The 24,852-nt window shown below is 64.4% G+C and carries 23 protein-coding genes; 13 read left to right on the forward strand and 10 right to left on the reverse strand.

Annotation, left to right across the window (positions count from 1 at the left end; genetic code table 11):
* Window positions 1-7: 7 nt before the first annotated feature.
* The 4 genes from FRC98_RS14250 (at window position 8) to FRC98_RS14265 (ending at window position 5,527) form a co-directional block, all read left to right on the forward strand.
* Complete coding sequence (locus FRC98_RS14250; RefSeq protein ID WP_146982111.1) at window positions 8-2,698, forward strand: CehA/McbA family metallohydrolase; 2,691 nt, start codon at window positions 8-10, stop codon at window positions 2,696-2,698.
* Window positions 2,699-2,758: 60 nt separating this feature from the next.
* Window positions 2,759-3,622 carry a lysophospholipid acyltransferase family protein gene (locus FRC98_RS14255; RefSeq protein ID WP_146982112.1) on the forward strand — a complete coding sequence of 288 codons (864 nt, stop codon included), beginning with the start codon at window positions 2,759-2,761 and terminating at the stop codon, window positions 3,620-3,622.
* Window positions 3,619-4,572: an SDR family oxidoreductase gene (locus FRC98_RS14260; RefSeq protein ID WP_146982113.1), complete on the forward strand. Its 954-nt coding sequence runs from the start codon at window positions 3,619-3,621 to the stop codon at window positions 4,570-4,572. Before FRC98_RS14255 ends, FRC98_RS14260 begins: the two co-directional genes overlap by 4 nt.
* Window positions 4,573-4,969: 397 nt before the next feature.
* Complete coding sequence (locus FRC98_RS14265; RefSeq protein ID WP_146982114.1) at window positions 4,970-5,527, forward strand: helix-turn-helix domain-containing protein; 558 nt, start codon at window positions 4,970-4,972, stop codon at window positions 5,525-5,527.
* Window positions 5,528-5,614: 87 nt separating this feature from the next.
* Here FRC98_RS14265 and FRC98_RS14270 read toward each other — a convergent pair whose 3' ends face one another.
* The 3 genes from FRC98_RS14270 to prmC form a co-directional block, all read right to left on the reverse strand.
* A complete protein-coding gene (locus tag FRC98_RS14270; protein ID WP_146982115.1) occupies window positions 5,615-6,991 on the reverse strand; it encodes a methyltransferase domain-containing protein in 1,377 nt (458 codons plus the stop codon).
* A gap of 206 nt (window positions 6,992-7,197) precedes the next feature.
* On the reverse strand, window positions 7,198-7,524 hold the full coding sequence (locus tag FRC98_RS14275; RefSeq protein WP_146982116.1) for a (2Fe-2S) ferredoxin domain-containing protein: 327 nt from the start codon (window positions 7,522-7,524) through the stop codon (window positions 7,198-7,200).
* Window positions 7,525-7,556: 32 nt separating this feature from the next.
* Window positions 7,557-8,459, reverse strand: a complete 903-nt coding sequence (prmC, locus tag FRC98_RS14280) for a peptide chain release factor N(5)-glutamine methyltransferase (RefSeq protein WP_146982117.1) — start codon at window positions 8,457-8,459, stop codon at window positions 7,557-7,559.
* 257 nt (window positions 8,460-8,716) lie between these two features.
* Here prmC and rpoZ point away from each other — a divergent pair, with 257 nt between their 5' ends.
* A complete protein-coding gene (rpoZ, locus tag FRC98_RS14285; protein WP_115605144.1) occupies window positions 8,717-8,971 on the forward strand; it encodes a DNA-directed RNA polymerase subunit omega in 255 nt (84 codons plus the stop codon).
* Between the two features lie 48 nt (window positions 8,972-9,019).
* On the opposite strand, the gene FRC98_RS14290 is transcribed toward rpoZ, so the two are convergent.
* Window positions 9,020-9,610 carry a hypothetical protein gene (locus tag FRC98_RS14290; RefSeq protein ID WP_146982118.1) on the reverse strand — a complete coding sequence of 197 codons (591 nt, stop codon included), beginning with the start codon at window positions 9,608-9,610 and terminating at the stop codon, window positions 9,020-9,022.
* Between the two features lie 109 nt (window positions 9,611-9,719).
* Here FRC98_RS14290 and FRC98_RS14295 point away from each other — a divergent pair, with 109 nt between their 5' ends.
* From FRC98_RS14295 to abc-f, 4 genes are all read left to right on the forward strand, one after another.
* Window positions 9,720-11,306 carry a PEGA domain-containing protein gene (locus FRC98_RS14295; protein WP_146982119.1) on the forward strand — a complete coding sequence of 529 codons (1,587 nt, stop codon included), beginning with the start codon at window positions 9,720-9,722 and terminating at the stop codon, window positions 11,304-11,306.
* Window positions 11,303-12,388 (forward strand): tetratricopeptide repeat protein, encoded by a 1,086-nt coding sequence (locus FRC98_RS14300; RefSeq protein WP_146982120.1) that lies wholly within the window; start codon window positions 11,303-11,305, stop codon window positions 12,386-12,388. Before FRC98_RS14295 ends, FRC98_RS14300 begins: the two co-directional genes overlap by 4 nt.
* Window positions 12,389-12,502: 114 nt before the next feature.
* Window positions 12,503-13,192: a zinc metallopeptidase gene (locus tag FRC98_RS14305; protein WP_146982121.1), complete on the forward strand. Its 690-nt coding sequence runs from the start codon at window positions 12,503-12,505 to the stop codon at window positions 13,190-13,192.
* Window positions 13,193-13,648: 456 nt separating this feature from the next.
* On the forward strand, window positions 13,649-15,292 hold the full coding sequence (gene abc-f, locus FRC98_RS14310) for a ribosomal protection-like ABC-F family protein (RefSeq protein ID WP_146982122.1): 1,644 nt from the start codon (window positions 13,649-13,651) through the stop codon (window positions 15,290-15,292).
* A 28-nt stretch (window positions 15,293-15,320) separates the two neighbouring features.
* Here the strand turns inward: abc-f and tesB are convergent, their stop codons facing one another.
* On the reverse strand, window positions 15,321-16,190 hold the full coding sequence (gene tesB / locus FRC98_RS14315) for an acyl-CoA thioesterase II (RefSeq protein WP_146982123.1): 870 nt from the start codon (window positions 16,188-16,190) through the stop codon (window positions 15,321-15,323).
* A 302-nt stretch (window positions 16,191-16,492) separates the two neighbouring features.
* On the opposite strand from tesB, the gene FRC98_RS14320 reads away from it, so the two are divergent.
* The 4 genes from FRC98_RS14320 (at window position 16,493) to FRC98_RS14335 (ending at window position 20,569) form a co-directional block, all read left to right on the forward strand.
* Complete coding sequence (locus FRC98_RS14320; protein WP_146982124.1) at window positions 16,493-17,083, forward strand: hypothetical protein; 591 nt, start codon at window positions 16,493-16,495, stop codon at window positions 17,081-17,083.
* Window positions 17,084-17,093: 10 nt separating this feature from the next.
* Window positions 17,094-18,680, forward strand: a complete 1,587-nt coding sequence (locus FRC98_RS14325; protein WP_146982125.1) for a hypothetical protein — start codon at window positions 17,094-17,096, stop codon at window positions 18,678-18,680.
* Between the two features lie 138 nt (window positions 18,681-18,818).
* Window positions 18,819-19,811 carry an NAD(P)H-dependent flavin oxidoreductase gene (locus tag FRC98_RS14330; protein ID WP_230467627.1) on the forward strand — a complete coding sequence of 331 codons (993 nt, stop codon included), beginning with the start codon at window positions 18,819-18,821 and terminating at the stop codon, window positions 19,809-19,811.
* A gap of 125 nt (window positions 19,812-19,936) precedes the next feature.
* Window positions 19,937-20,569 (forward strand): GNAT family N-acetyltransferase, encoded by a 633-nt coding sequence (locus tag FRC98_RS14335; protein ID WP_146982127.1) that lies wholly within the window; start codon window positions 19,937-19,939, stop codon window positions 20,567-20,569.
* Window positions 20,570-20,585: 16 nt separating this feature from the next.
* Here the strand turns inward: FRC98_RS14335 and FRC98_RS14340 are convergent, their stop codons facing one another.
* The 5 genes from FRC98_RS14340 to FRC98_RS14360 all read right to left on the reverse strand — a co-directional run bounded on the left by FRC98_RS14340 (window position 20,586) and on the right by FRC98_RS14360 (window position 24,635).
* Window positions 20,586-22,229, reverse strand: a complete 1,644-nt coding sequence (locus FRC98_RS14340) for a bifunctional metallophosphatase/5'-nucleotidase (protein ID WP_146982128.1) — start codon at window positions 22,227-22,229, stop codon at window positions 20,586-20,588.
* Between the two features lie 56 nt (window positions 22,230-22,285).
* Window positions 22,286-22,765, reverse strand: a complete 480-nt coding sequence (locus tag FRC98_RS14345; protein WP_146982129.1) for a DsrE family protein — start codon at window positions 22,763-22,765, stop codon at window positions 22,286-22,288.
* Window positions 22,766-22,839: 74 nt separating this feature from the next.
* The gene (locus FRC98_RS14350; protein WP_230467628.1) at window positions 22,840-23,286 is read right to left on the reverse strand and encodes a DoxX family protein; all 447 of its coding nucleotides are present in this window, start codon (window positions 23,284-23,286) and stop codon (window positions 22,840-22,842) included.
* A gap of 165 nt (window positions 23,287-23,451) precedes the next feature.
* A complete protein-coding gene (locus tag FRC98_RS14355) occupies window positions 23,452-24,126 on the reverse strand; it encodes an ArsR/SmtB family transcription factor (RefSeq protein WP_146982130.1) in 675 nt (224 codons plus the stop codon).
* Window positions 24,127-24,281: 155 nt separating this feature from the next.
* Window positions 24,282-24,635: a rhodanese-like domain-containing protein gene (locus tag FRC98_RS14360; RefSeq protein WP_230467629.1), complete on the reverse strand. Its 354-nt coding sequence runs from the start codon at window positions 24,633-24,635 to the stop codon at window positions 24,282-24,284.
* Window positions 24,636-24,852: the final 217 nt, after the last annotated feature.

A 24,852-nucleotide genomic window follows, 5' to 3' on the forward strand; every position in this document is an offset into this window, starting at 1 on the left:
GATGAAGATGATGACGATCGATGGGATGTGGCGCGTCTGCGCGGCGGCGATGGTGGTGGGGATGTGTGCGGTGGGGTGCAGCGACGACCCGGAGCCCGATGGTGATACCGGCGTGCAAGAAGATGCCGGCGGTGATGCGGATGCCGGCGACGCCGGTGATGCTGGCGATCCGGGCAGCTGGGCGTGCACCGGTGAGCCCTGCGTGATCGACGATCCTTACCTGCCGGTGCCGCAGCAGGAAGGTGTGGATCCGCAGGGAGGCCCGGCGCCCGAAGACGTACCCGGAGCGGGGCAGGCCCGGATCTGGCGTGTGGGTGAGGAGGGCACGGGCTTCTCGGGCATCTGGAGCCACTGCCGCCAGGGCGATTATATTCTTGGTAACGCCGAGGTCCGCGTCTGCATCCAGGGGACCAGCACCAACCGCTATGAGACCTTTACCGGCGGTAAGCTCGTCGACGCGCAGCGTGTGGGTCAGACGGGCGAAGATGTGCTCGATATGGTCATGACCATGGTCGAGTTTGGCACCGCCAGCGCCGATGAGGTCGAGGTGGTGCGCGATGGCAGCGACGGCGGTGTGGCGGTGCTGCGCGTGATCGGCAAGGATGTGGAGCTTGCGCACCTGGCCGGCGTGCTCGGTCAGCGTTTTGGCTCGCGAGTGGGGCTGGAGGTGATCACCGAGTATCGCCTCGCGCCCGACACCGCCTATGTGGAGATTGTGACCTTTGCGCGCTCCACCGGCGCGCGTGCGGTCTCGCAGCAGCTCGGGAGTTGGTTGGCCTACGGCGACCGCGCCCGACCCTGGACGCCCGGCCAGGGCTTTGGTGTGGGACGGGGCGCGATGCCCTGGATCGCCGGTGTGGGCGAAGGTCGCAGCTTCGCGCTGGTCTTTGAAGAGAGCGCCTCGCCACTGGGCGTGGCGTCGAGCCAGGACATCGCCTGGGCGGAGATGCGCATGTTCCGCGGGGAAGTTCCGCGCGAGGAGCCCGCGGTACTTCGCCACTTCTTTGTGGTGGGCGATGGCACTCTCGATTCGGTGCGCGCCCAGGCCGCGCAGCTGCGCGGCGAAGAGCCCGACTGGCAGGAGGTTTCCTTAAGCGTGGTCGACGGCTCCGGCGCTCCGGTTGCAGGTGTCGAGATCTACATCACCTCCGGCGAAGAGGCCGTTACCGTGGCTACAACCGACGCCACCGGCCAGGCCACCGCCCTGCTCAATGCCGACGCAAGTTATAACGCCGAGCTGCGCGACTTCGCCGGGCCGCTCACCCTCACGCACACCTTTGAGGTCGATGGCGACGAAGTTCTCTTTGAGGTCAGTGAGGTCGGCGCCATTGAGCTGGAAGTTCGCGACGCGACCACCGATGGGCTGCTCCCCGCCCGGGCGCGATTTGTGGGCGAGGGGGCCGACTTCACGCTCTACGTCGAAGACGGCACGCTGAGCTCGGCGGTGCCGGTCGGCACCTACCAGCTCGTGCTCACGCGCGGCTCGGAGTACGACGCCACCGTGCTCGATGTGGAGATTGTTGCCGGAGAGACGGCTGAGTACAGCGCCACGCTCGTGCACGGCGTCGACACCGATGGCTGGATCAGCGGCGACTTCCACCAGCATATGGAGCCGAGCATTGACAGCGAGGTTCATGTTCGCGATCGCGTGCTCGAGAACGTCACCCAGGGCCTGGAGCTGGTGGTGCCCACCGACCACGAGGTCGTCACGGACTTGAGCGGCGTCATCGATGAGATGGGCCTCGGCGACTACGTCTCGACCTTCCCCGGGCTGGAGATCTCGCCGATCTACTCCCACTTCAACCTCTATCCCTTCCCCTACAACCCGGATCGTCGCGGCCGCGGCTCCATTGAGCTTGCGTATCAGGACGAGACCGACGGGGAGGTCTACTTCCGCAGGATGCCGGAGATTGTGGAGATCGCCCGTCAGCTTGAAAATCCGCCCCTTGTGCAGATGAACCACCCGCGCAACGGCTCCGGGATGTTCAACCACGTGCGCTACGATCCGGAGCTTGGCCCCGATGCGGTGACCCACGACGATTTCGTGGCCGATGTGGACGCGGTGGAGGTTATCAACCGCTTTGACGACGTCTGCCAGGTGCTCGCCGACTGGAGCGGGCTGCTCAACAGCGGGCGGCGGGTGACCGGGCTTGGCAACTCCGACAGCCACAGCGCCAACGGTGAGGCCGGTGTGCCGCGCAACTTCCTGCGAATCGACGCCGCACCGGGAGATATTGAGGCCGATGAAGTGAAGGCGACGATCCTCGCGCAGCGCGTGACGGTGGGCTCGCATGCCTTCATGGAGTTCAGCGACGGGAAGATGCCCGGCGATGAGATTGAGGCGCAGAGCGGTGAGACGGTCAGCTTTGGCGTGCGCGTGCAGACCCCGGACTGGTCGCAGGTGGAGCGCATGTTTGTGATCGTCAACGGTTCGGTGGTGCAGACCATCGAGCGCAGCGCCGAGGCCGGGGCGCGTGTCGACTTCGACGAGACCATCGATCTGAGCTTTGAGGAAGACTCCTGGGTGGTCTTCTGGATCGACGGGCCCTCGCCCACCGGCGTTGTGAACTACGGGGAGCGCACGCTGGGCTTCACCAACCCGGTCTACGTCAAGGTCAGCGGTGAGGACACCTGGCAGGCGCCGGGGCCGCGCGCAATGGACCTGGCGGCGATCAACACCGGCTACTGCGAGGACTGAGCGTTGTTGAACGCCCGCTGAACGATGGTTTGATGGTGTCTCGCTGCGCGAGAGTTGTGGATGTTGCAGAAGGTCAAAGAACAGGTCGACGGTGCGCTCATCGAGACCATCCGCAAGGATGTCTGGGAGCGTATCCGCACGATGGACGCCGGGCAGAACGCCTACGGCTACGATCCTTTCGGGTTTGAGCCAGAGTTCCTCAAGTATGTGGCGCCGCCGGCCATCGCGCTCTACCGGCACTACTTTCGGGTGGAGACGTTTGGGATTGAGAACATCCCGGAGTCGGGCCCGGTGCTGCTGGTGGCCAACCACACCGGGCAGATTCCGCTCGACGGGATGATGATCGCCACCGCCGCGCTCATCGATCGCACGCCACCCCGGATGGTGCGCAGCATGGTGGAGCGCTGGGTGCCCTCTTTGCCCTTTATCTCCAAGATCTTCGCGCGCGCCGGGCAGGTGGTGGGTACGCGTGAGAACGCGCGTATTTTGCTGCGGCGCGGTGGCTGCATCCTGGTGTTTCCGGAGGGGCAGCGAGGCATCAACAAGACCTACGATAAGGCCTACCAGCTCCAGGAGTTCGGGCTGGGCTTTATGCGTCTGGCGCTGGCCACGGGCACGCCGATCGTGCCGGTGAGTGTGGTGGGGGCTGAGGAGCAGATGCCGGCGATTTACGATGTGAAGTCGCTGGCGAAGTTGTTGGGGATGCCGGCTTTTCCCATTACTCCGACCTGGCCCTTGCTCGGACCGCTGGGGGCGTTGCCGCTGCCGGTGAAGTACCGCATCTACTTTGGGGAGCCGATGCGTTTTGAGGGCGACCCGGACGAAGAAGATCGCGTGGTAGGCGGGCATGTCGAGCGTGTGCGTGAGGCCATCTCCCAGATGATCGAGCGAGGGCTTGAGGAGCGACGGGGGGTGTTCTTTTGAAGCAGCGCACCCGACGCCCGCGCAAAGAGCGGGTCCTTATTACTGGCATCGGCGGCAACCTGGGGCGGGCGGTCGCCCGTCGCCTGCATCGCCGCTTTGAGGTGGTGGGCATCGACCGGCGGGCGGTGCGCCACATGCCCAAAGATGTGGATATCGAGCAGGTTGATATTCGGCGTCGGCGCGTCGAAGACGTCTTCCGGCGTCAGCGCCTCGACGCGGTCGTGCACCTCAACATCATGCACGATCCGCGCAGCCGGCAGGACGAGCACCACCAGTTCAACATCGTGGGCACCCAGAAGATCTTCGAGCTCTGCGCGGAACATCGCGTGCCCAAGGTGGTGGTCCTCTCCAGCGCCGATGTGTACGGCCCCGATCCTCGTAACGATCAATTCTTAAAAGAGGATGCCGCGTTGATGGGAGGGCAGAAGTTTGAGGCGATCCGCGATCTGATCGCCCTCGATATGTTCTGCAACACCTTCTTCTGGCGGCACCCCGAGATCGAGACGGTGATCCTGCGCCCGGTTCATATTGTGGGGCGAGTGAATAATGCGCCGAGTCGTTACCTGCGGCTGGAGCGCCCGCCGACGATCATGGGCTTTGACCCGATGGTGCAGCTGATCCACGTGGAGGATGTGGTCAGCGCCATCGAAAAGGCGCTCACCCCGGGCATCCGCGGGGTCTTCAACCTGGCGGGGCCCTCGCCGGTGCCGCTCTCCTTTATTCTGGAGCGGCTGGGACGCGAGCCGCGTCCGATGCCCGAGCCCCTGCTCAAGATGATGTTGAGCACGGCGTGGTCTCTGAAGATCAGCGACTGGCCGGTGCCGGAGCTCGACCATATCAAGTACGTCTGCATGGTCGATGATGGCCTGGCGCGCAATCAGCTGGGGTTTGCGCCTTCGCATGATCTCGAGTCGATCTTGCACGAGCTGCGGCCCGGGCATCGCCCCTGAGCTTGTCAGGTTGGCGGCGTCGTCGCGCGGATTCAAAAAGGGGGACTTTATGTCGGCGACTTCATCGTGACGCGTGTGCGTGACGGGGAGGAAGGTGTCTTACACATGCCTACATTTCTTTACGGGACAGGGGGATTTCGCCTCTCTATAGTCTTTTCGCAAAGATGTTGGTATCGTCGGTCTCAATGACACGACCCGAACGGGGGACGTAGTGACGCGACGACGAGGCGCTCTGGCGCCTTTCGTAAGGCGCTCGACGGTGATGATGACACGCATCGCCTTGTTTTTTGCGCGTGTGGCCTGAGCTTCAGGCAGATAGAGCGCAGAACATGGCGAACGCGGTGCAGTTTCGCAGAATGACGTAGACGGGGGCTGCAATGTGGCGAGGCGAGTAGCGATGAATCTCGAGAAAGACGTTTATACGACGTTTGAGGCGGCCAAGATCTGCAACGCCAACATTACCTCGATCAAGAATTGGATTGAGCAGGGGGAGCTGCGGGCGTTTCGTACCCCCGGGGGTCACTTCCGCATTGAGCGGCAGGTGCTCGATGATTTTCTTTCGCGTCACCGCATGCCTAACCCCTTTGCGCAGCAGCGTCAGCGCCGGGTGCTGGTCGTGCACCCCGACACAGGGCTGGAGGGGCGGGTGCGCGCGAAGTTCGGTGACGAGATCGACTACGACGTCAGCGCTGACGCGGTCGATGCGCTTCTGAAGATCGGGCAGTGGCAGCCCGATGTGGCGCTCCTCGACAGCGAGCTGGAAGGGCTCGACGTGCATGCGCTGTGCAAACGCGTCAGCGAGCATGAGGAACTTCAGGGGATGATGATGGTCGTGATCTGCGGCGACGACGCGGTGGAGGCGATGAACCTGCGCGGCGCCGGAGCGCGCTGGGTGGTCGCACGAAGCGAGGGGGAAGAGGCGGTGATGGAGGCGCTGCGGCGCGCGCTGCTTTAGCTGACCACGGTGGCATGCCTCACAAAAAAGCCCGCGACCTCCAGGGAGGTCGCGGGCTTTTTTAGGTCTGATGGGGCGTGAGAACGCTCAGATGCGGCGGGCCTTGATGGTGATGGCGTCGCCGGCCACGTCGTCGCTGACGATCTCAAAGCCGGCGCGCTCCAGGCGTTTGTGCAGCTCGTCGCGGGAGAACCAGTGGAAGCGGGTGGGGATCTCGGCGACGCGTTTGGCAAAACGGCGCAGCATGCCATCGCCGAGGATAAACGTGCCGATGACGCAGATACCGCCCGGCTCCAGGATGCGCGCGAAGTTGCGCAGCGCCTCATCGATGTCGTTGAGAAGGTGCAGGGTGCCGGCGCAGTGCAGGCGGTTAAAGGAGGCGCGGCTGACCGGGATGCGGGTGGCGTCGCCGCGGATCAGGAAGACCCTGCCATCGAGGTTTTCGCGTCGGATGTTGCGGCGCGCCGTCTCGAGCATCGGCCAGGAGAGGTCCATGCCGACGACCAGGGGAAGATCGCCGCCGGTCTCGCGTGTCTCGGCGAGGCCGATGCGCTGGGCGAAGTAGCGGGTGAAGTTGCCGGTACCGCAGCCCACATCGATGAGACGCGTCTCGGCGCCGAAGTCGAGGTAGTCGGCGGCCAGGCGGTACTCCTCGCGCATGGTGCGCTCGCTGACCACGCCGGTGAGGCGCGGGCGCATGATCTCTTCGTAGAACTGGGCGTAGAATTTGGTCTCCATCAACTTCTGGGTGACAGAGCGATCCGGTGCGTGGGGGGGGGCCAGGTCGGCGACGTCGTCCTGGAGGTTGAACTGACGCTGGCAGGCCTCACAGGTGATCGTGGTGAGGCTAACCTCGAAGGTGTCATGGCCACAGGCCGGGCAGCGCAGCGTGCTGATGAAGCGCTCGCGAAGTGAAGGCACAGCCGTGGCGCCGGTCGTTTTTTTCGGGGCGCCGGCTTCGCCGGCAGCGCCGCTGTCAGTGGGGCTGGCTTTGGGTTTGGCGTTCTCTGCAGTCGACTTCTCGGCGACGCTCTTCGCGGCGACGTCTTTTGTCGGCGCCTTTGCAGGAGCAGCTTCTTTGGCCGGAGCGCTCTTTTTCGGCTCGGCCTTCTTCGACTCAGCCTTTTTGGGCGCTGCTTTTATCGAGTCAGCTTTCTTCGACTCGGCCTTTTTCGGCGCCGACTTTTTGGGAGCGCTCTTTTTCTTCGCGTCTGCGTCGACGTTGGCGCGTGATGGCGAGGGGGCCGCCTCGCGGTCGACCAGGCGCTGGACGCTGCTCATGATCGTGGCGGCTTTTTTGGCGCCGACGCCGCTGAGGTCGGTCAGGCCGCCCTCGCGAGCCAGGGTCAGCAGGGCTCCCAGATCGCGCACGCCGTGATCGTTGTAGAGCTCTTCGGCCAGCGCGGGGCCTACGAAACGCACGCGGGTCAGCTCATTGAGGACGTCTTCTTTTTTCTTGGCCATGGGTCAAAACCTTTGCGTCGATCCAGCTCATCAGCAAGTCAAATAGGGGGATGTCGTCGCGCCGGGCTCAGCCTGCTTCGGGCAGGTCGGGGAGGGACATCGCCCTTAAACGTGGGCATACGGCGCAGAAGCATAACTCCCGGTCGCTATAAGACAAGGTGTTGACGCGTCGCGTCAAGTGCAGGCGGAGGATCGGCGCGCCAAACTCACCGCCGGGTGGGCGAAGCGGGGTTGAGAAGGGGCCGGAGGTGCTCCTCGATCAGGGCGTCGCAGTCTTCCAGCGTCATGGCGCGTACCCAGATGTTTTGCGGATAGATCGCCACCGTGCTCCCCTGGACATGGCACCAGCCCAGGCACTCGGTGCGGGTGATCCAGATGCGTGAGAGCATGTTATGGGCCTCAATCCAGCCGCGCAGTTTCTGGTAGATGGCCTCGGCGTCGCCGCTGGCGCAGCAGGGCAACGAAGAGTTGTGGCGTTGGTTGACGCAGACCAGCAGGTGGGCCAGGCAAAACGAGGTGTCGACAGGTTTCATGATGAACTACGAGGTCGAGGTCGGGCCGCTGCTCAGGCGTCTTGAGCAGTGCGGCGCGCGCGGGCTACGCGGTCGCGTCCGGCCAGGTCGGGGAGAATCGCGATCTCCTCAAAACCGGCGTCTTCGAGCAGCCCGGTGACCGCCGACCCCTGGCGGTATCCGATCTCGAGGAGGAGATAGGCGCCCGGTTTCAGCACATTGAGACTTGCCGGGATCAGGCGCCGCAGGATGTCGAGGCCGTCCTCGCCAGAGAAGAGGGCGCCCTCGGGTTCAAAGTCGCGCACGTCGCGCATGAGCTGCTCGCGCTCCGAGGTGCCGATATAAGGCGGGTTGCTCACGAGCATATCGAGTGAGCGCCACGCCTGGGGAAGCGCGTCGAGCAGATCGCCCTGGAAGAACGACACGCGCTCAGAAAGGTCCAGGGCTTGCGCGTTTTCTTTTGCGAGTTCCAGGGTAGGAGCGGCCAGATCGGTGGCAGCGACGTCCAGATCAGGGCGCTCGCTGGCCAGCGCCAGCGCGATGGCGCCGGTGCCGGTGCCGATGTCGGCCACGCGCAGGCGCTGGTCTTCTTTAACTTCGGGAAGAAGTTTTAGCGCGGCTTCGACCAGGGTCTCGGTGTCGGGGCGAGGGATCAGCGCGCGGGCGTCGGTCTTGAGCGTGATGCTCCAGAAGTCGCGCTCGCCAGTGATGTAGGCCACCGGCTCGCCGGCGGCCCGGCGTTTGATCATGGCGCGGTAGCTGGCCAGCTCGCTCTCAATCAGCGGTCGATCAAACTGGGCGTAGAGCTGAATGCGCGGAAGATCCAGCGCGTGCGAGAGGAGCACCTCGGCGTCGACCCGTGGCGAGTCGATGCCGCGCTCGCCAAGGAAGTCGGTGGTCCAGCGTAAGATCTTGAGGATGGTCCAGGGGGGGCCGAGTTTCTCGGAGGTGCTCATAAGTTGCTGCCGCGCAGAAGGGGAATGAGGCCCGCAGGGGCACGTCGTTTGAGGCCCTCCTGATAGTCGAGATCGGCGCCGCTGAAAAGGCCGAGAGCTTGACGTGATGCGAGCCCGGGCTTAAGGTTCGCGCGGATCGGTGCGCCTGTGCGCGACCGCCGGACGCCTCGCGTTTCCCCCGGTTTTGAGGGGCGGAGCGCGGCGTCTTCCCGAATGATTCAAGTTTCGATCGTCCTACGATCTTTGAAGGAGTACTTATGGCTCGCGTTACCGTTGAAGACTGCCTTGAGCATATTGAAAACCGATTCGCGCTGGTGATGCTTGCCACCCAGCGTGCGCGTGAGCTGCGTCGCAGCAACGACCGCATCTTCCCCTCGTCGAACAAAGAGGCGGTGCACTCGCTGCGCGAGATTGGCGCGGGTTTTGTGCGCTTTGATGAAAAGAGCAAGCGCAAGCTCTCCAAGGCGCTGGGGCACGACGAGCTGGCCGCCGAGCAGGCCGAGAAAGGCTAAATCGGGTTTGCGGCGAGGAGTTGTCAAAGGCTCCTCGCCGCATCTGGTTCAGGCTTTGCCGGTGTCTTTTCCGGGGAGCCCGCCGAGCAGGCGCCAGTCGTCGACGTCGAGGTCGTTGCCGCGCATAAAGCGAAGCAGCAGGCGCTCATGGTCGGGCTGGCGTTGCTGGGAGAGCAGTCGAAAGGCGTCGACCACGCTGTCGAAGCAGCGGGTGAGCTCTTCGAAGATAATGTGGAAGGCGCCGCCGGGTTGTTTGTAGGCCATCAGCTCGCCTAAGCGGCTGTAGGCGACGCGGCCCATGTCGCGGTAGTAGCCCGATTTGACGGGCGTGCGGTCCAGGCGCTCTTCGAAGAAGCCGCAGGAGAAGAGGCTCGCATCACCCAGGCGTCGGTAGGCGTCGATGCGGCGCTCGCCAGCGGCGCTCATGGCCTCGCCAAGGAAGAAGGCGGCGGGTTTATCGAAGCCGATGGTCTGGGCGCTCTCGGCGCTGCTGCGTGCGAAGCCTTCGAGAAGGTGGACCAGGTAGGTCTGGGTCTCGGCGGCGGTGGTGAGCTCCAGCGCGTCGAAGGCCTGAGCGAGCTCGGCGCGGAAGTAATGGAGCAGGTTAGCGACCTGTTGGATGTTCGGCGAATCCGTCATGCAATACCTCCCGGACTCAAAAGTGGTGCCGGGGCAGCGCGTTACAACGCCGCCCGGCGTGGTCGTCGGTCCCCCGGCGGATAGACAAGCATAGCGCGAGGTGGAGGCGGTGGCACGAAAAAGGTCGCAAGGTCGCGTAGTTGCGACTTTTTTGAGTGTGGTGGCGCTGAGCGTTCTGGCGATGGTGGTGGCATCGCCCGTGGCAGCGCAGCCCTCGGAGCCGGCCCGCAGTGTGGCCTGGCAGGTTGAGGGCGATGCCACCGATGAGGTGATTGAGGGGGTGGCTCAGGCGCTGTCGGCGGAGCGTTCGCGTCATCTTCTGACCCCACAGGACGTGGAGGCGCGGGTTCGCGCGCAGGTTCGTCCCTGGCCGAGCTGTGCGCTGGGTGTGGAGCCCTGCGGCTCGGCCACGGCGCTGGCGATGGACGCGCTGGGCGTGGAACTCCTGGTGCGTGTGGAGGTCGTCCGCCAGGCGCGTCAGTTAGAAGTTAACTACGAGATTGTGGACTGGCGAGGCGCCGAGGTCTTAAGCGGCAGCTTAAGCGAGCGCGAGGGGCGGGCTGCGGGCTTTGAGCTTGTGCGCGAGCTCTTTGATGCCTCCGGGGTGGTCTCGGTGGAGAGCGAGCCGGCCGGAGCGCAGGTGTGGCTCGATGGCGAGGTGGTCGGTCAGACGCCCTGGAGCGGCCAGCGGGCGGTGGGGCGATATGAGTATCGTCTGACGCTGGAGGGGTTTGCGCCGGTCGAAGGCAGCGTGGAGGTGGGGAGCGGTCAGGCGGTGCGCCTGAGTGAATCGATGGAGGAGCTCCCGGGGAGGTTGCGGGTTCTGGGCGCGCCGGAGGGGGCCGAGATCTGGATTCAGGACGCCCCGATGGGGCGTGCGGCCGAGCTGCTGGAGCTGCCGGCGGGACGCTATGCGGTGGAGGTGCGCGCGGAGGGTTATGAGCCTCTCACCCAGGTGGTGGAGGTTGATCCGGCGCGGCTGACCGAGACGACGGTGACCATGGTCAATGCGAGCAGCCTGCTGCGTGAGATCGATGTCGCAGCGCTGGTGGCCAATCGCCTGCAGGTGAGCGCCGGGGTGGAGCTGGGTTTCCATAGCAGCGCGCCGCGCCAGACCCGCGGAGATCTCGACGGGTTGGAGTACAGCTTTGAAGGGTGGAGTGAGGCCGGGCAGCTGGCGGCGCGCTCGCGGCGCACGCTGGCCGCCGGAGGGGTGCGCCTGGACGCGATCTGGGAGGGCGAGAGGCTGGGGCTGACGCTGCTCTCGCTCAGCTATGCCGGTGGGGGCGTGAACGAGGAGGCCGAGCTCTGGACGAGGCCGGGCGGGGGGAGCGTGGTGGCGCAGGTGGAGCGCCGGGAGCTTATCTCGCTTCGACCTCTGCAGCTTCGCTACCGGTTCATCTGGCAAAACCTCGTGCCGCATGCTGAAGCTGGCCTGGGGGTGAACTGGGAGCGGCTGCGGGCGCGTCCGGCCGGAAGCGAGGCCTCGGTGATCCTGTCGCAGGCGCGCGCGTTCTGGTCGCTGGGCGCCGGGGTGCGCTACCACTTTGATCCGCGCTGGTCGGTGGGCGTGAACTACCGCACCGAGATTTACCTGGGGCGCGAGCAGGGCGCGCAGCATCTTCTGGGCGTGATGGTCGGGGTGGGCATTCCGCAGATCCCCGGGTTTAGCCCCCAACCTCCGGAGCAGCTATGAGCGTGTGGCGATGGATCTCAACCCGGGGCGTCGTGCTCGCCGGTGCGTGGCTCGTTGCGATGAGCCCGGCGATGGCTCAGGAGTCGGGCAGTGAGGCAGTTGAGGACGCGCCGGCGGTGTCTGGTGTTGATGCGCAAGTGTCTGAAGTAGAAGGGGAATTTGCCGAGAATGGCGATCGGCAGAACGCCTACGACGCGATCCTTGCTCAGGGCACCGAGGCGTACAACGGGGGGGACTATGAGGGGGCGCGCCAGCGTTTTGTGGAGGCCGCGCAGGTGCTTCCGCAGCGGCCCGAGGCCTACCGAAACCTTGCGCGGGCGAACTTCTGGATGGAGCGCTACGCCGAGGCGACCCACCACTACGACCATTATCTGAGGCTTGCCCCCGAGGCGGCCGACGCCGAACAGATTCGCTCGGAGCGGCGCATGGCCGCCAACCAGGCCGGCGGTGAGGGTTATGTGGTGCCGGGCTCGCAGCGTCAGGCGTTGGAGGCGTTGGAGCGGGAGCTCAACCGCGGACAGGCGCTCACCGCATCGGGCGGGGGGGCGTACGGGCTCTACCGCACGGTACTGCGCATGGGCTATGCGGCGCCGGAGCTTGGGAGCGTGCAGGCGCGGCTGGCCCAGCGTCTGCTCGATGAGCATGACGCGCGCCTTCTGGGGGAGGCCTCGGGGCTTGTGCCGACGCTGACGGCGGCGGATTGGGCGGTGCAGCGCGAGCGTTTGCAGCTGGCTTCGGAGCTGAGCGGCGACGCGCTGCTGACCGACATGGTGGAGCGAAGGCTGATGGTGGTGGAGGCAGCCGAAGCGCTGGTGGACGGGCGCTATGAGCGGGCAATAAGGCGTGCGGGTGAGGCTGCAGAGGCCAACCCCGACCTGCGATTTGTGGGCTGGTATCGGGTGGCAGCGCTGGCCGCCGGGGGGCAGCCGGCCGAGGCGCTCACCGCCCTGGACCAGTTTCGCGCGCAGGCCGGCTGGGATGAGGCCACCGACGCGCGCGCCGGTGTGCTGCGTGCTCAGCTCTTGCAGGCGTTGGGGCGTTATGAAGAGGCCGCTCGCGAGCTGGAAGCGGCGCTTCGCTGAAGCTCTCAAAATTCGGATTGACCGCCGGGGGGCTGTGTATACGTTCAGCCCGACGAAATGGACCCAGAAAGGGCCGGCGCCTTCGTGCCGACCCCTTGTGTAGGAGGTCAGACCATGTTTTTCGATCCTGTTTATCTCGTGATTCTCGGGGTGGGTTTTGTGCTGAGCATGGGGGCGCAGGCCTGGGTGAAGTCGGCCTTTGGTAAGTGGAGCAAAGTTCCCACCAGCCGGGGGATGACCGGCCGGCAGATAGCTCAGGCTATTCTGGATGCGCGGGGCATCCGCGATGTGGGCATTGAGCCTGTGCAGGGGGTGCTCTCCGATCATTACGACCCGAGCGCGAAGATGCTGAGGCTGAGCCCGGATATTTATAACGGGCGCTCGGTGGCCGCCGCCGGCATTGCCGCCCACGAGGTGGGTCACGCCATCCAGCATCAGGAGGGCTACGCGATGATGAAGTTGCGCCAGAAGATGGTGCCGGTGGCCAGCATCGGGACCAACCTGGGCTTGTGGATCACCATCGCGGGTATTGTCATTGGCATCAGCGGGCTGGCCACGGTTGGCATCGTGCTCTTTGGCGGGGCGGTCGCCTTTACGCTGGTGACCTTGCCGGTGGAGTTCGACGCTTCGGCGAGGGCCAAACGCGTGCTCGATGAGCAGGGTTTTGTGACCGGTGAAGAGGCGCGCGGGGTGGCCAAAGTGCTCAACGCGGCAGCGGCGACTTATGTGGCTGCGGCGGTGGCGGCGGTGCTGCAGCTTGTATACTGGGCCTGGCGTGCCGGGCTTATTGGCGGGCGGCGCTGATGGCTGTGAATTCTAAAAACGGCCCGGGGCCAGCGGATGCGGTGAGCTTTTTCGCGAGCTGCCTGGGCACGCGTCCTCTCCGTGAATTCTAGCCTCAGCGGAGCATCGTGCTCAGCGTATTGAGGCAAGAGATCCGAAGTTTGGAGAGGCTCCGAACTTCGGATTTTTTGTGGGAGGTTTGGGGGCGAAAAGAAGGGCAGGGGGGAACAATCGGAGCGCGGCGATGGTGGTCTTTGCCCGAGGTTGGTGCTAATACGCCGTGCGCTATCGTTGATGCTGCGTCTGCTGCATCGAGAGCACCGCGTGCAGCGTTGCAAAGCCTCGACGATGCTACAGCATCACCTACGTTTTGCGCCTTGCCCGCGTCACGCTCGATCTCGCATCCAGCGGCATCAACATCTGCTCACGGCGTCGTAGGAGAGCGAGACCAGCAGTCCTATTTCGCAGGAGCAACACGTGTTTTCGATTCACGATATCGGGGTGATGTACGGCGCCCGCACCCTCTTTAAGGGTGCGACGGTGGCCTTTGACGGGGGCTCGCGCTACGGGATTGTCGGCGCCAACGGGGCGGGCAAGTCCACGCTCTTGCGGGTGATCTCCGGCCAGGAAGAGCCCACCTACGGCGATGTGGCCATCCCCAAAGACAAGCGCGTGGGGGTGCTGCGTCAGAACCATTTTGAGTATGACGATGTGCCCATCCTCGATGTGGTGATGATGGGGGTGCCCGAGCTCTGGGCGGCGATGGTGGAGAAGGAGGCGATGCTCGCAAAAGCCGCCGAAGATCCCGAAGCCTTCGACGTGGAGCGTTTTGGCGACCTGGAAGATGTGGTCATGGCTTTTGATGGCTATGCCATGGAGTCGAAGGCCGCCGATATTCTCGAAGGGCTCAACATCCCCACCGAGAAGCATCGCGAGCCCCTCTCGTCGTTGAGCGGTGGCTATAAGTTACGGGTGCTGCTGGCGCAGACGCTGGCAGGCAACCCCGACATCCTGCTTCTCGACGAGCCGACCAACCACCTGGACATCGTCTCGATCGCCTGGCTGGAGCGCTTTTTAAGCGACTACGCCGGGTGTGTGGTCGTGGTCTCGCACGACCATCAGTTCCTCAACACGATCTGCACCCACATCATCGACGTCGATTACGAGCGGGTGCTGGTCTACAAGGGGAACTACGAGCGCTTTGAGAAGGCCAAGGTCGAGGATAGGGACCGTCAGGAGGCCAAGATCGCCAAGCAGCAGGCCTTCATCGCCGAGCAGGAGGCCTTTATTAAGCGCTTTAAGGCCAAGGCCTCAAAAGCGCGTCAGGCTCAGAGCCGCGTCAAGCAGGTCGAAAAGGAAAAGATGGAGGTCGAGGAGCTGCCGCAGAGCTCGCGTATGTACCCGACCTTCAACTTCAAGGCGGCCCGCGATACGGGCAAAGAGGTGCTGCGCGTGGAGGGGCTGACCCGTTCCTTTGAGGAGCGCACGGTGCTCAACGACGTGACTTTTAGCGTGAATCGCGGCGACCGGGTTGCGATTGTGGGGCCCAACGGAATTGGTAAGTCCACGCTCTTAAAGTTGGCGATGGGAGAGCTTGATCCTGATCGCGGTGAGATCGAGTGGGGGCACGCGGTGGAGCCGGGGTATTTTTCGCAGGACCTGGCCGACCTTAAAGGAAGCGCCGAGACCACTCTGCACGACTGGCTCTGGAGTCACTTCCCCGACAAGCCCAACGGCTACATTCGCGGCAAACTCGCCGAAGTTCTTTTTGGCAAAGAAGATATTGAGAAGCGCGTCGGCGCGCTCTCCGGCGGTGAGAAAGCGCGCCTTGCTTTTGCGCGCCTGGGCGTGGCCGAGCCGACGGTCTTGGTGCTCGATGAGCCGACGAACCACCTGGATCTGGAGGGCATCGACTCACTGGCCCGGGGGCTGGAGGCCTACCCCAACACGATCCTCTTTGTGTCTCACGACCGCTGGTTTGTGCAGCGTCTGGCCACGCGGGTGCTCGAGATCACGCCCGAAGGTGTGAACGACTTTAAGGGCGGCTACGCCGAGTTTTTGAGGTGGCGCGAGGGCGCCGATCACCTCGACCGGGCCGAGGTTGCCGGCGCCGGGCGCTAGGGCCGGGCATGGCGGGGTGCGATGCGTGTTATTTTTTCTTTCGCCGCGGGCGCATCAGGCCTTCCTGGGCGGTTGATGCTACGAGCTCGCCCTTCTGGTTAAACATGCGCCCGCGCACAAGCCCCCGGCCGCCGCTGGCCGAGGGGCTCTCCACGTGGTGCAAAAGCCAGTCGTCGAAGCGGAAGGGGCGGTGGAACCACATCGCGTGGTCGAGGCTTGCGACCTGCATGGAGGGCATCAGCCAGGAGACACCGTGGGGGTACATGGCGGTGGCCAGGAAGTTGAAGTCGGAGGCGTAGGCCGCCATCCACTGGTGAATGCCCGGGGTGTCTGGAAGGGTGCCGGCTGACTTGTACCATGCCGCGCTCTGCGGCTCGCGGATGGTGGGCTTGAGGTAGTTCATCGGGCGCACCGGTCGAATCTCGATGGGTGAGTCGGCGGTAAAACGCTCGCGCAGCGGGGAGGGAATCTCATCGGCGATGCGACGGCTGAGCTCCACCTGAGAGAGCAGGCCCTCGGGGCCTTTGACCTCGGGCATCTCGTCCTGGTGATCGTAGCCCGGCTGAGCCTTCTGGAAGGAGGCCGACATGCTGAAGATGGGGCGGCCGTGCTGGATGGCAACGATGCGGCGAGTGGTGAAGCTGCCGCCGTCGCGGATGCGATCGACGTCGTAGATGATGGGCGTGTTGACGTCGCCGAGCAGCAGAAAGTAGCCGTGCAGGGAGTGCACGTAACGATCTTCGGGCACCGTCTGTGTGGCCGCCGAGAGCGCCTGGCCCAGGACCTGTCCGCCAAAGACCTGACCCCAGCCCAGATCCTGGGAGTGACCGCGGAAGAGGTTGACTTCGATGCGCTCTAACGCGAGCAGATCGACGAGCTGTTGAAGGACTTCGGTCATGAGCTTCTCGGGGAGGATGGGGAGCGGGTTTGAAAAAAATAAGAAGGGTTGTGAATAATGAGCGCCCGCTTACGTCTCGCGTGCACACCGAACGTGTGCCGAAGCGCCGGCATCCTTCCATGCTCCTTAAGGTGGTTCAAGTGCGACGCGACGCGTCGATGTGCCCGGGCGTGTCGGACCGGGCGCCGTGAGCGGGAAGGTGGGGGCTGAAGAGTCTGAAACAAGCTGACGAACGGGTTTAACATAAAGCGTGCGCAAGGCCGGGATTGCCGGACTGCACGCGTCGAGATGGAGAAGATGCGATGGCGATAAGAATGTGGATGCGTCAGGGCGTGCTGGCCGCCGCGCTGGCGCTGGGTGCGCTCAGCGGGTGTTCGGACGCCACCGAAGAGGGGGCCGTCGGCCAGGTCTCCCAGGCGGCAAATGCCTGCGTGGTGGAAAGCTGTCAGGCGCCGACGCCGTATTTCAACCAGGAGTTGTGCGCGTGCGCGCCCTGCGAGCTCGATGAGCATTGCCCCGAAGGGGCCACCTGTGACGCTGCGGGCCAATGTGTGGCCACGCTGGAGTGTGAATCGCCGGCTGATTGCGCCCAGGGTGAGGTCTGTGAGGCGGGACGTTGCCGCGAGGGCATCGACACCGATGGTACGCTCTTCGCGGGGGATCCCGAGCCGGAGAACTGCGATCCGAACGACCCCTCAAGCTGTGAGCCTGGCGAAGTGTGCAATCAAGACACGCTCGTCTGTGAGGTGCCTGCCTCAAGCTGCACCAACTCGCCATGCCACCCGGAGTTGACCTGCGGCGCGTTGGGTTTGTGCGAAGGCTGCACCGACGGGATTGATGCGCGTTGCCCCAACGGCAGCTTCTGCTTCAGCGGCATGTGCCTGCAACTTTGAGGAGACGATCATGATGAACAAGCGTTTTTTGATGATGGTGATGGTCTCGTTGATGGCGGCAGCGTGCAGCGATGATTCGGAGAATCGCCGTAACCCTGACGAGTGGGACCTCACCGATGATGTGTCGATCGGCGATGACGCGGGCGATGCGGGCGATGACCTTGATGCCGAAGAACCGGATTCGGATGCTCCCGACGCCGAAGTTCCTGACGCGGATGCTCCCGACGCCGAAGTTCCTGACGCGGATGAGCCGGATGCGGATGCTCCTGACGCGGATGAGCCGGATGCGGATGTTCCTGACGCCGATGAGCCTGACGCGGACGAGCCCGACGCGGATGTTCCTGACGCGGACGAGCCGGATGCGGATGCTCCTGATGCGGACGAGCCCGACGCGGATGTTCCTGATGCGGATGAGCCCGACACGGATGTTCCCGACGCAGACGAGCCGGATGTTGATCCGGCCGCAACCTGTGTGGAGATCTGGTCGGATGGCTCGCTGGTCGGCGAGGACTTCGATTTCGGGGTGCAATCCGAGGCGACGACCGAGACTTTTGAGATTCGCCTGTGCGCCGGTGCCGAACCCACCCGCGTGGACTCGCTGGAGATCGAGGGCGATGCGTATGCGCTCAGTATCGGCAGTACCAGCGGGTGGCCGGCACGCATTGAAGAAGGTCAAACGCTGAGCTTCTCGGTGACCTTCAATCCCTACGAGGCGAACTTAAGTGGCGAGCTTGTGGTCGGCGTGATCGATGCTCCCGGAGAGTTCCGATTCGGGCTCACGGGCGAACTTCAAGAACTATCGCCGGAGTGTCCGGTGGTGACGCCGCAGGCCGCGCCGAGCTTCACGGCGGTGGCGGCGGCCAACCCGGCTCAGGCCACCGGTGGGCTCTTCGATCTGAGCGTGGACGGCCCCTACGCCGAGGCGCGTTTCAGCGTGCAGTGGTTTGTGGTGGAGACGCCGGCCGGTGCCACCACGCCGGTCTTCTACGATCGCAGCGATGAGGCGCCGACCCGCGTGCATCTTGAGGAGCTCGGTGCGTATGTGATCGGGCTGAAATTGCATGACGAGACGCTTGACCTGGGGTGCGCGACCGAGTTGCTGCCGGTGGAAGTTATTGAGAGCCCCTTTGGTGCGAACGATGCGGTGGTCACGCTGACCTGGGAGAATCCCAATATCCCCAACCCCGGGCAGGGCCTGGGTACCGACATGGACATCTACTTCTGTCACCAGGACGGGCAGCTCAACGGGTATGACAGCGCTGGTCCCTGGTGTGTGTTCTGGAACGGAGTTCAGCAGATCTGGCATAATGGTAACGTTGCGCTGGTCATTGATGATGTCTGGGGAGAGACCGGCGAGGTGATCAGCCAGGAGGTTGCGCTGCCGGGCTTTGTGTATCGGGTCGGGGTGCACTATTACGAGGACCGCGGCTACGGCAATTCGACGGCCACGGTGAAGCTCTATCAGCGCGGGATCGAGGCCTATTCACAGAGTCGATCGCTTATCCATGATAACTTCTGGCGGCCTTTCAATTTTGATCCGGCTGTTGGAGTGATACCGGTCGACTCGGTGCAGATCGGCGTGCCCACGCAGCCCTGAACAAAGAGAGGATGCCGGGCGCTGGTCGAACGCGCCCGGCTCGCTTAAGTTGCAAAACCGCGCCCGCAGAAGCGGGCGCGGTTTTTTTGATGAGGTTGCCTGATAGAGCGGCAACGCTGTGGGATGAGGAGAGTGGTGATGAGTGAGCAATTTCTGGCGCATACCGGGGCGCGGGTCCCGGTGATCTGCGGGGCGATGTACCCCTGCTCCAACCCGGAGCTTGTGGGGGCGGTGGTGGCGGCCGGGGCGGTGGCGGTGGTGCAGCCCCTCTCGATTGCGTTTGCCCACAGGCTCGATCTTCGCCAGTCCTTGCGTGAGATTCAGGCCCAAAACCAGGGCGGGGCGGTGGGGTTTAACGCGCTGGTGGAGAAGTCCTCGAAGATCTACGAGGAGCGCATGCGCAAGTGGATCGACATCGCGCTGGAAGAAGGGGTGCGTTTCTTTGTGACGGCGTTGGGCAACCCGGACTGGGTGGTCGAGAAGGTGCATGCGGTCGGCGGGGTGGTCTACCACGATGTGACCGAGCGCAAGTGGGCGCTCAAGGCGCTGGAGGCCGGCGTTGACGGGCTGATCTGCGTCAACGGTCGGGCCGGCGGGCATGCCGGCAGCAAAGACGCCGGCGATCTTTATGAAGAGCTCAGTGATCTGGGCGTGCCGCTGGTGATGGCCGGCGGGGTGGGCGGGCCCGAGGGCTTTGTGCAGGCGCTGGAGCGGGGCTATGAGGCCGTGCAGCTGGGCACCCGTTTTATCGCCACCGAGGAGTGCAGCGCGCACGCCGACTACAAGCAGGCCATCGTCAACGCCGGCAAAGAAGACATCGTGCTGACCCGGCGCATCTCCGGGGTGCCCGTCTCGGTGATTCGCACCCCCTTTGTGGAGCGGGTGGGCACGGAGGTGGGGCCGATCGCGCGGCGACTTTTGCAGAGTCCTCGCTTTAAGCACTGGGTGCGAAGTTATTATGCGGCGCGTTCGGTGTGGTCGCTTGGTCGGGGCGCCACGCGCGACGGGGGCTACAACGACTACTGGCAGGCCGGCAAAAGCGTCGACGCGATCGAGGGCGTGCGCCCGGCGGCCGAGGTTGTGGCGGAGTTTGAGGCGGCGTTTGAGCGCTATCGCAAGGCCGCGGGCTAAGTTGTTTCAGGGTTGATGGGGTGTGTTGAAACGAGAGGGGGGGGAGGACGTCCGCTTTGTGAAATTTAAAATACTCTTAGATTCAGAGGCATTCGCAGCGCGACTCACCTTGCAGTGGTGTGCCTATGAGCTCTCAGACCTACCGCGGACCAGCCTATCAGATTCACACCGAACGGCTGATCGTGCGCTGCCTCAATCCGACGGATGCGCGTCTTTTTCAGGAGACGGTCGACGATAACCTGGAGCATCTTCGCCCCTGGCTCTCCTGGACGCGCCACGAGCCTCGCGACCTCAATGAGAAGATCGAGCGGTTGCGTCAGCTGCGAAGCGCGTTCGATGCGGGCAAAGATTTTGTGTTCGGGCTCTTTACCCCGGATCAGGCGCGGATGCTGGGGGCGAGTGGGCTGCAGACGCGGCCGGGGCCCGGAGCGCGTGAGATCGCCTACTGGGTGCACCGCGACCACTGCCGCCAGGGGCTGGCCACCGAGGTGGCTGCCGCGCTGGTGAAGGTGGCCTTTGAGGTGGAGGGGGTCTCGCGGGTGGAGATTCACTGCGATCCGCGCAACACCCCCAGCGCGCGCATCCCCGAGCGCTTAGGGTTTGAGCATGAAGCCACGTTGCGCGGCCGCAAGCGCGACGCGGCCGGCAACGTGTGTGACGAGATGATCTGGACGCTCTTTAAGGAGCGCTACCCCCGCAGCCTCGCCCGCCAGGCCGAGGTCTGCGCCTTCGACGTGGTGGGCAGGAAGTTGCTCTAGGGGCAGCGCATCAACCTCAGTGCTGGCTGCGGAGGATCTGCGGGCGATCTTCTGCCACCACCCGACCTTCGAGGTGGCGTGTGGCGTCGGGATGTTTTTGCAGATAGCGGCGCACCGCGTCGTGGGCATCCAGGGTGTGGATGCGGGTGTTTCTGGCGTTGGGGATGCGGCAGAGGGTGTCGGGGTGGTCGCCCTCGCGCTCGCAGGCGGTCAGGGTGTAGACCCGCTCATCTTCGAGAAGTTCGCCGCCCACGCGGATCTCCGAGACCCGTTCGCCGGGGGCGGCGTCGGCTCTAAAACGCACGCTCATGTTGGAGGGCCGGGGGATCCATCCCCCGAAGCGATCGGCGGGGTTTTTGGCAAAGACGTTCTCAAGCTCCCTCTCCCAGAAGGCGCGGATCTGAGCGCCGGTGACCTCGCCAGTCTTAAGTTCGGTGACCACCGGGTAGAACTTCCAGAGGTCGCCCTCGACGACGGGGCCGGGGAGCAGGGGGTTGCCAAAACGAAAGCCGTTGGACAGGGCGATCTCGGTGCCGGTGGCGTCGCGCAGGGCGTCGGAGAGGAGGTTGTCGAGCGTGGTCTCAATGACGTTATGCCTGGCGAGGACGCCGGAGGTGTGACCGACGACCCGGGAGAGCTCCTCGCGGGTGGGGGCGGTGGACTCGTCGATGATGGCGAGCACTTCCGGGTCTTCGGGGAAGTCTTCGGCGGTGAGCTCGATGAGCTCCCAGCGCTTGTCGATGAGATTGCCATCTTCAAGTGTGAGGTCGAGGCGCCCGATAAAGGAGCCGAAGGCGCCGGGCTCGACCACCCAGGTGTCGTTTTTGACGATGGGCTCGTAGGTGCGCTCGTGGGTGTCGCTGGAGAGGTGCACGTCGATGCCCTCAAGCTCATCGCTGAGTTGCACGGCCTTGGCCAGACCAATGTGGGAGAGGAGGAGCACGAGGTCGGCCTGATGATCGGTGCGAAGCTCCTCGATGAGGGCGGGGAGCTCTTCGGGGCCCTGGTAGCTCAAGCCCTGGCTGTAGGCCGGGGGCTGGCGCTCGGGCACATCCGGGTCGGTGTAGCCGAGCACGCCGACTTTCACGTCGCCGAACTCACGCACGATGTAGGGCGGAAAGAGGCGCTCGCCAGTGGCCTCATCGCGCAGGTTGGCGGCGAAGAGGGGAAAGTCGAGTTCGGTGGCACGCTGCTTGAGGACCTCGGGGCCGTAGGCCACCTCCCAGTTTCCGGGGATGGCCGCGTCGAAGCCCAGCGCGTTGAGCGCCGGGACCACCGCTGCGCCCTCGGTGAGCGCCGCTTCGCCGGCGCCCTGAAGGGTGTCGCCGCCGTCGAGGACGAGCACCCGGCCGGGGCGCTCGGCTTTGATGGCGTCAATGGCGGCGGCCACACGCGCGAAGCCGCCGGCCATCTCCAGGCGGTCTTCCTGGCCCTCCTGCCAGAAGAGCTCGGGGTGTTCGTAGAGCTGGGCGTGGAGGTCGGCGACAAAGAGCACGGTCAGCTCTTCGGTGGGGTGCGCGGTGGTCGGGGTGGGGGCCGCCTTCGCATTCTGTTGAAGGGTGGAATCCGGGGTGGCAGGGGCGTTGGAGCAGGCCGCGATGAGCGCGCCTGAAGCGATTGCGGTGGCGGAAGTGGTCAGTAAATTCAGATGCTTACGCATGGGTGTTGAGCCTTGGTGCAGATAGGGTGAAGCAGGTTTATGGCCAGAAGGTCGTCTCAGAGCTCGATGCTCAAAAAGCCCTCACGTTGAAGTCTGAAGATCTCGACGAAGGCGTTATCGACGACGGTGACTTCGGGGTGGAGCTGCTCGGCGTTGACGTTGAACTGGTTGAGGGAGAGACCGCAGGCGACCACGCGGCTGCCGCGTTCGGTGAGGCGCTCGATCTGCGTGGCGAGCTCGGGGGCCATGTCTTCTGCGACCAGCGCCTCGACGGAGGGGCCGCAGGCCACCACGTCGGCGCGGGAGGTGGGCGGCTCGTCGCCGTCGAGGAGCGTGTGGGCGGTGTGCAGGGCGACCTGCAGGTGGCGCTCGGTGCGCACGCTGAGCACGGTGCGGGAGGGGGCCTCTTCAGCTGGCGAGGCCGAGGTAGTGCCTGTGTCGGGGGTCGAGGAGGCGGAGGCGGTGGTGGAGCATCCGGCCAGGATGAGAAGCGCGCTGGCGAGCAGGGAGAGCGTGAGTTTTTGGGGGAGTCGCATCGAGATTCTCCAGGGTTTGACATGAGGAATGCGGGCCGACACCCGGTCGGCCGCGGGGGAGAAAGGGGAAAGATTCAGCGCGCTGTCTGCGCGCGTTTTTTGAAGACGTCGAGCGCGAAGGTGTCGGCGCCGTGGGCGATAAAAAAGAGCAGGCCACCGGCCAGGCCGATGTTTTTAAAGAGGGGGCCCATCGAGGCCATGCTGCCCACCTGCACGGTGAGTGTGATGGGGATGATGATCGCCAGCAGGCCCAGCGCGGCAGCCCGGGTATAAAATCCCAGCAGGAGGGCCAGGCCGCCGATCAGGAGCGCGACGCCGCTGAGCACCACCAGAGGTTGGGCCGGCGCGATGGCCGTGGCCAGAAAGCCCATCGGGGAACTCTCCAGGCGTGCGGCGGTGCGCGAGGGATCGATGAGGTGGTTGAGGCCGGCGACGATGAAGATGCCGCTGAGCATCATGCGAAAGAGCGCACGGGAGAGGGGCTCGAGCTTTTGGGCGCGTTGTTGAAACGATGCGATCATGCGTATCCTTGTGTTAAATATTTCGATGATTATTTAAGTGTTTGCCACGCAAAACGAGGGCAAACCCTTCTTGCGCTCGCGAGCGAAGTTCGACCGAGGCCAGAAGTCGCTCAGGCCCGATGTGGCGAGGGGAGTGGACTCAGGAGGGGGAGGTGTTTGAGATCATTACGCGGCGTGATCGGACTCTTCGACGGGGAGGCCTGCGGCGCGCCACTCCAGGATGCCGTCGGTGGCGCGGTGAGCGTCGAAGCCTGCGGCGCGCATCTTCTCGACGCCCTGAATGGCGGCCACGCAGTAGGGGCCGCGGCAGTAGGCGACGATGGTGCGGTCGGTGGGAAGCTCTTTGAGGCGCTGGTCGAGCTCATCGGCGGGGATGGAGCGGGCGCCGGGCACGTGTCCGGCCTCAAACTCGCGCTTGCCGCGCAGGTCCAGCACGATGACCTCTCCGCGCTCGGCGCGCGCCATTAGCTCCGGGGTGTGCAGGAGCGAGAGGTTGTGGGGATCTTCGGCGTAGGTGTGCATCAGATCGCGCACCTCGGGAAGCTCCGAGAGACCCAGGTCGCGAAGCGCCAGCCACACCCTCCGGGTGGCCTCGTTGGCCAGCCCGTAATAGACGTGTTTGCCCTCGCGACGGCCCACCACGAGGCGAGCCTGCTTGAGCACTTTGAGGTGCGTGCTGGTGTTGGCCATGCTCTGGTCGAGGCGACTCGCGAGCTCTTCGACCGAGCGCTCCGACTGCGCCAGGATGTTGAGGATGCGCAGCCGGTGGGGGCTGGCCAGCGCCTGGCCCACACGCGCAAAAGCCTCGTAGAGCGAGTTGGGTAAGTCTTCGATGGTCATGGCGACTCCGATGCTGCGGGGCTTTCAAACGAACGATTTGATGATCGTTTAAATCATCAAGGGGCTAAGCTGTGGGGCGGTGGATTCTATTTCCAAAATCTCGGGTCGAGATGGCCTCGCCAGCGAGCGCTGCGGCGCGCTGGCGAGGCGGTGCATCAGCGCCAGCTGGTAATGGCGCCCAGGTCGTGGACCTCGTCATAACCTCTGGAGAGGAGGTAGCGGCGGGCCATGGAGCTGCGGTTGCCGGAGCGGCAGTAGAGCACCAGCGTGCGGTCTTTCGGAAGCTCATCGGTGCGGGCTTCGAGCTCCTGCAAGGGAAGGTTCAGCGCGCCGGGGATGTGGTGCTCGTTGTACTCCTGGGGGGTGCGCACATCGACCAGAAGGGCGCCTTCGTCGACGAGCTGGCGAGCGGTCTGGGGATCGATAAAGTTCATCTTCTTCCTCACGATCGACAGGGCGATGAGGATGACCAGCGCGATCAGCGCCAGGGTTGTCAGGTTAAATGTCATCGTCGTCGTCCAGGGTTTGGGGGGAGGTTCCTTTTCTCGGAAGATGAGCTTTGCGAGAGGCGTGCCAACCTGAAAATTCGGCGAAACTACGTGGTCGAAGGCCGGTGACGTCTCAAAACGGGGCCGTCTTGATTCAAATTCGTTTCAAATGTTTCCTAAATGTTTAGTTGGTGCAACGCCGCAGGTGGGACGCGCGAGGCGGGCAGAAGGGCTGTCG

Origin of the sequence: Lujinxingia vulgaris, assembly GCF_007997015.1 — a bacterium.
GTDB lineage: Bacteria > Myxococcota_A > Bradymonadia > Bradymonadales > Bradymonadaceae > Lujinxingia > Lujinxingia vulgaris.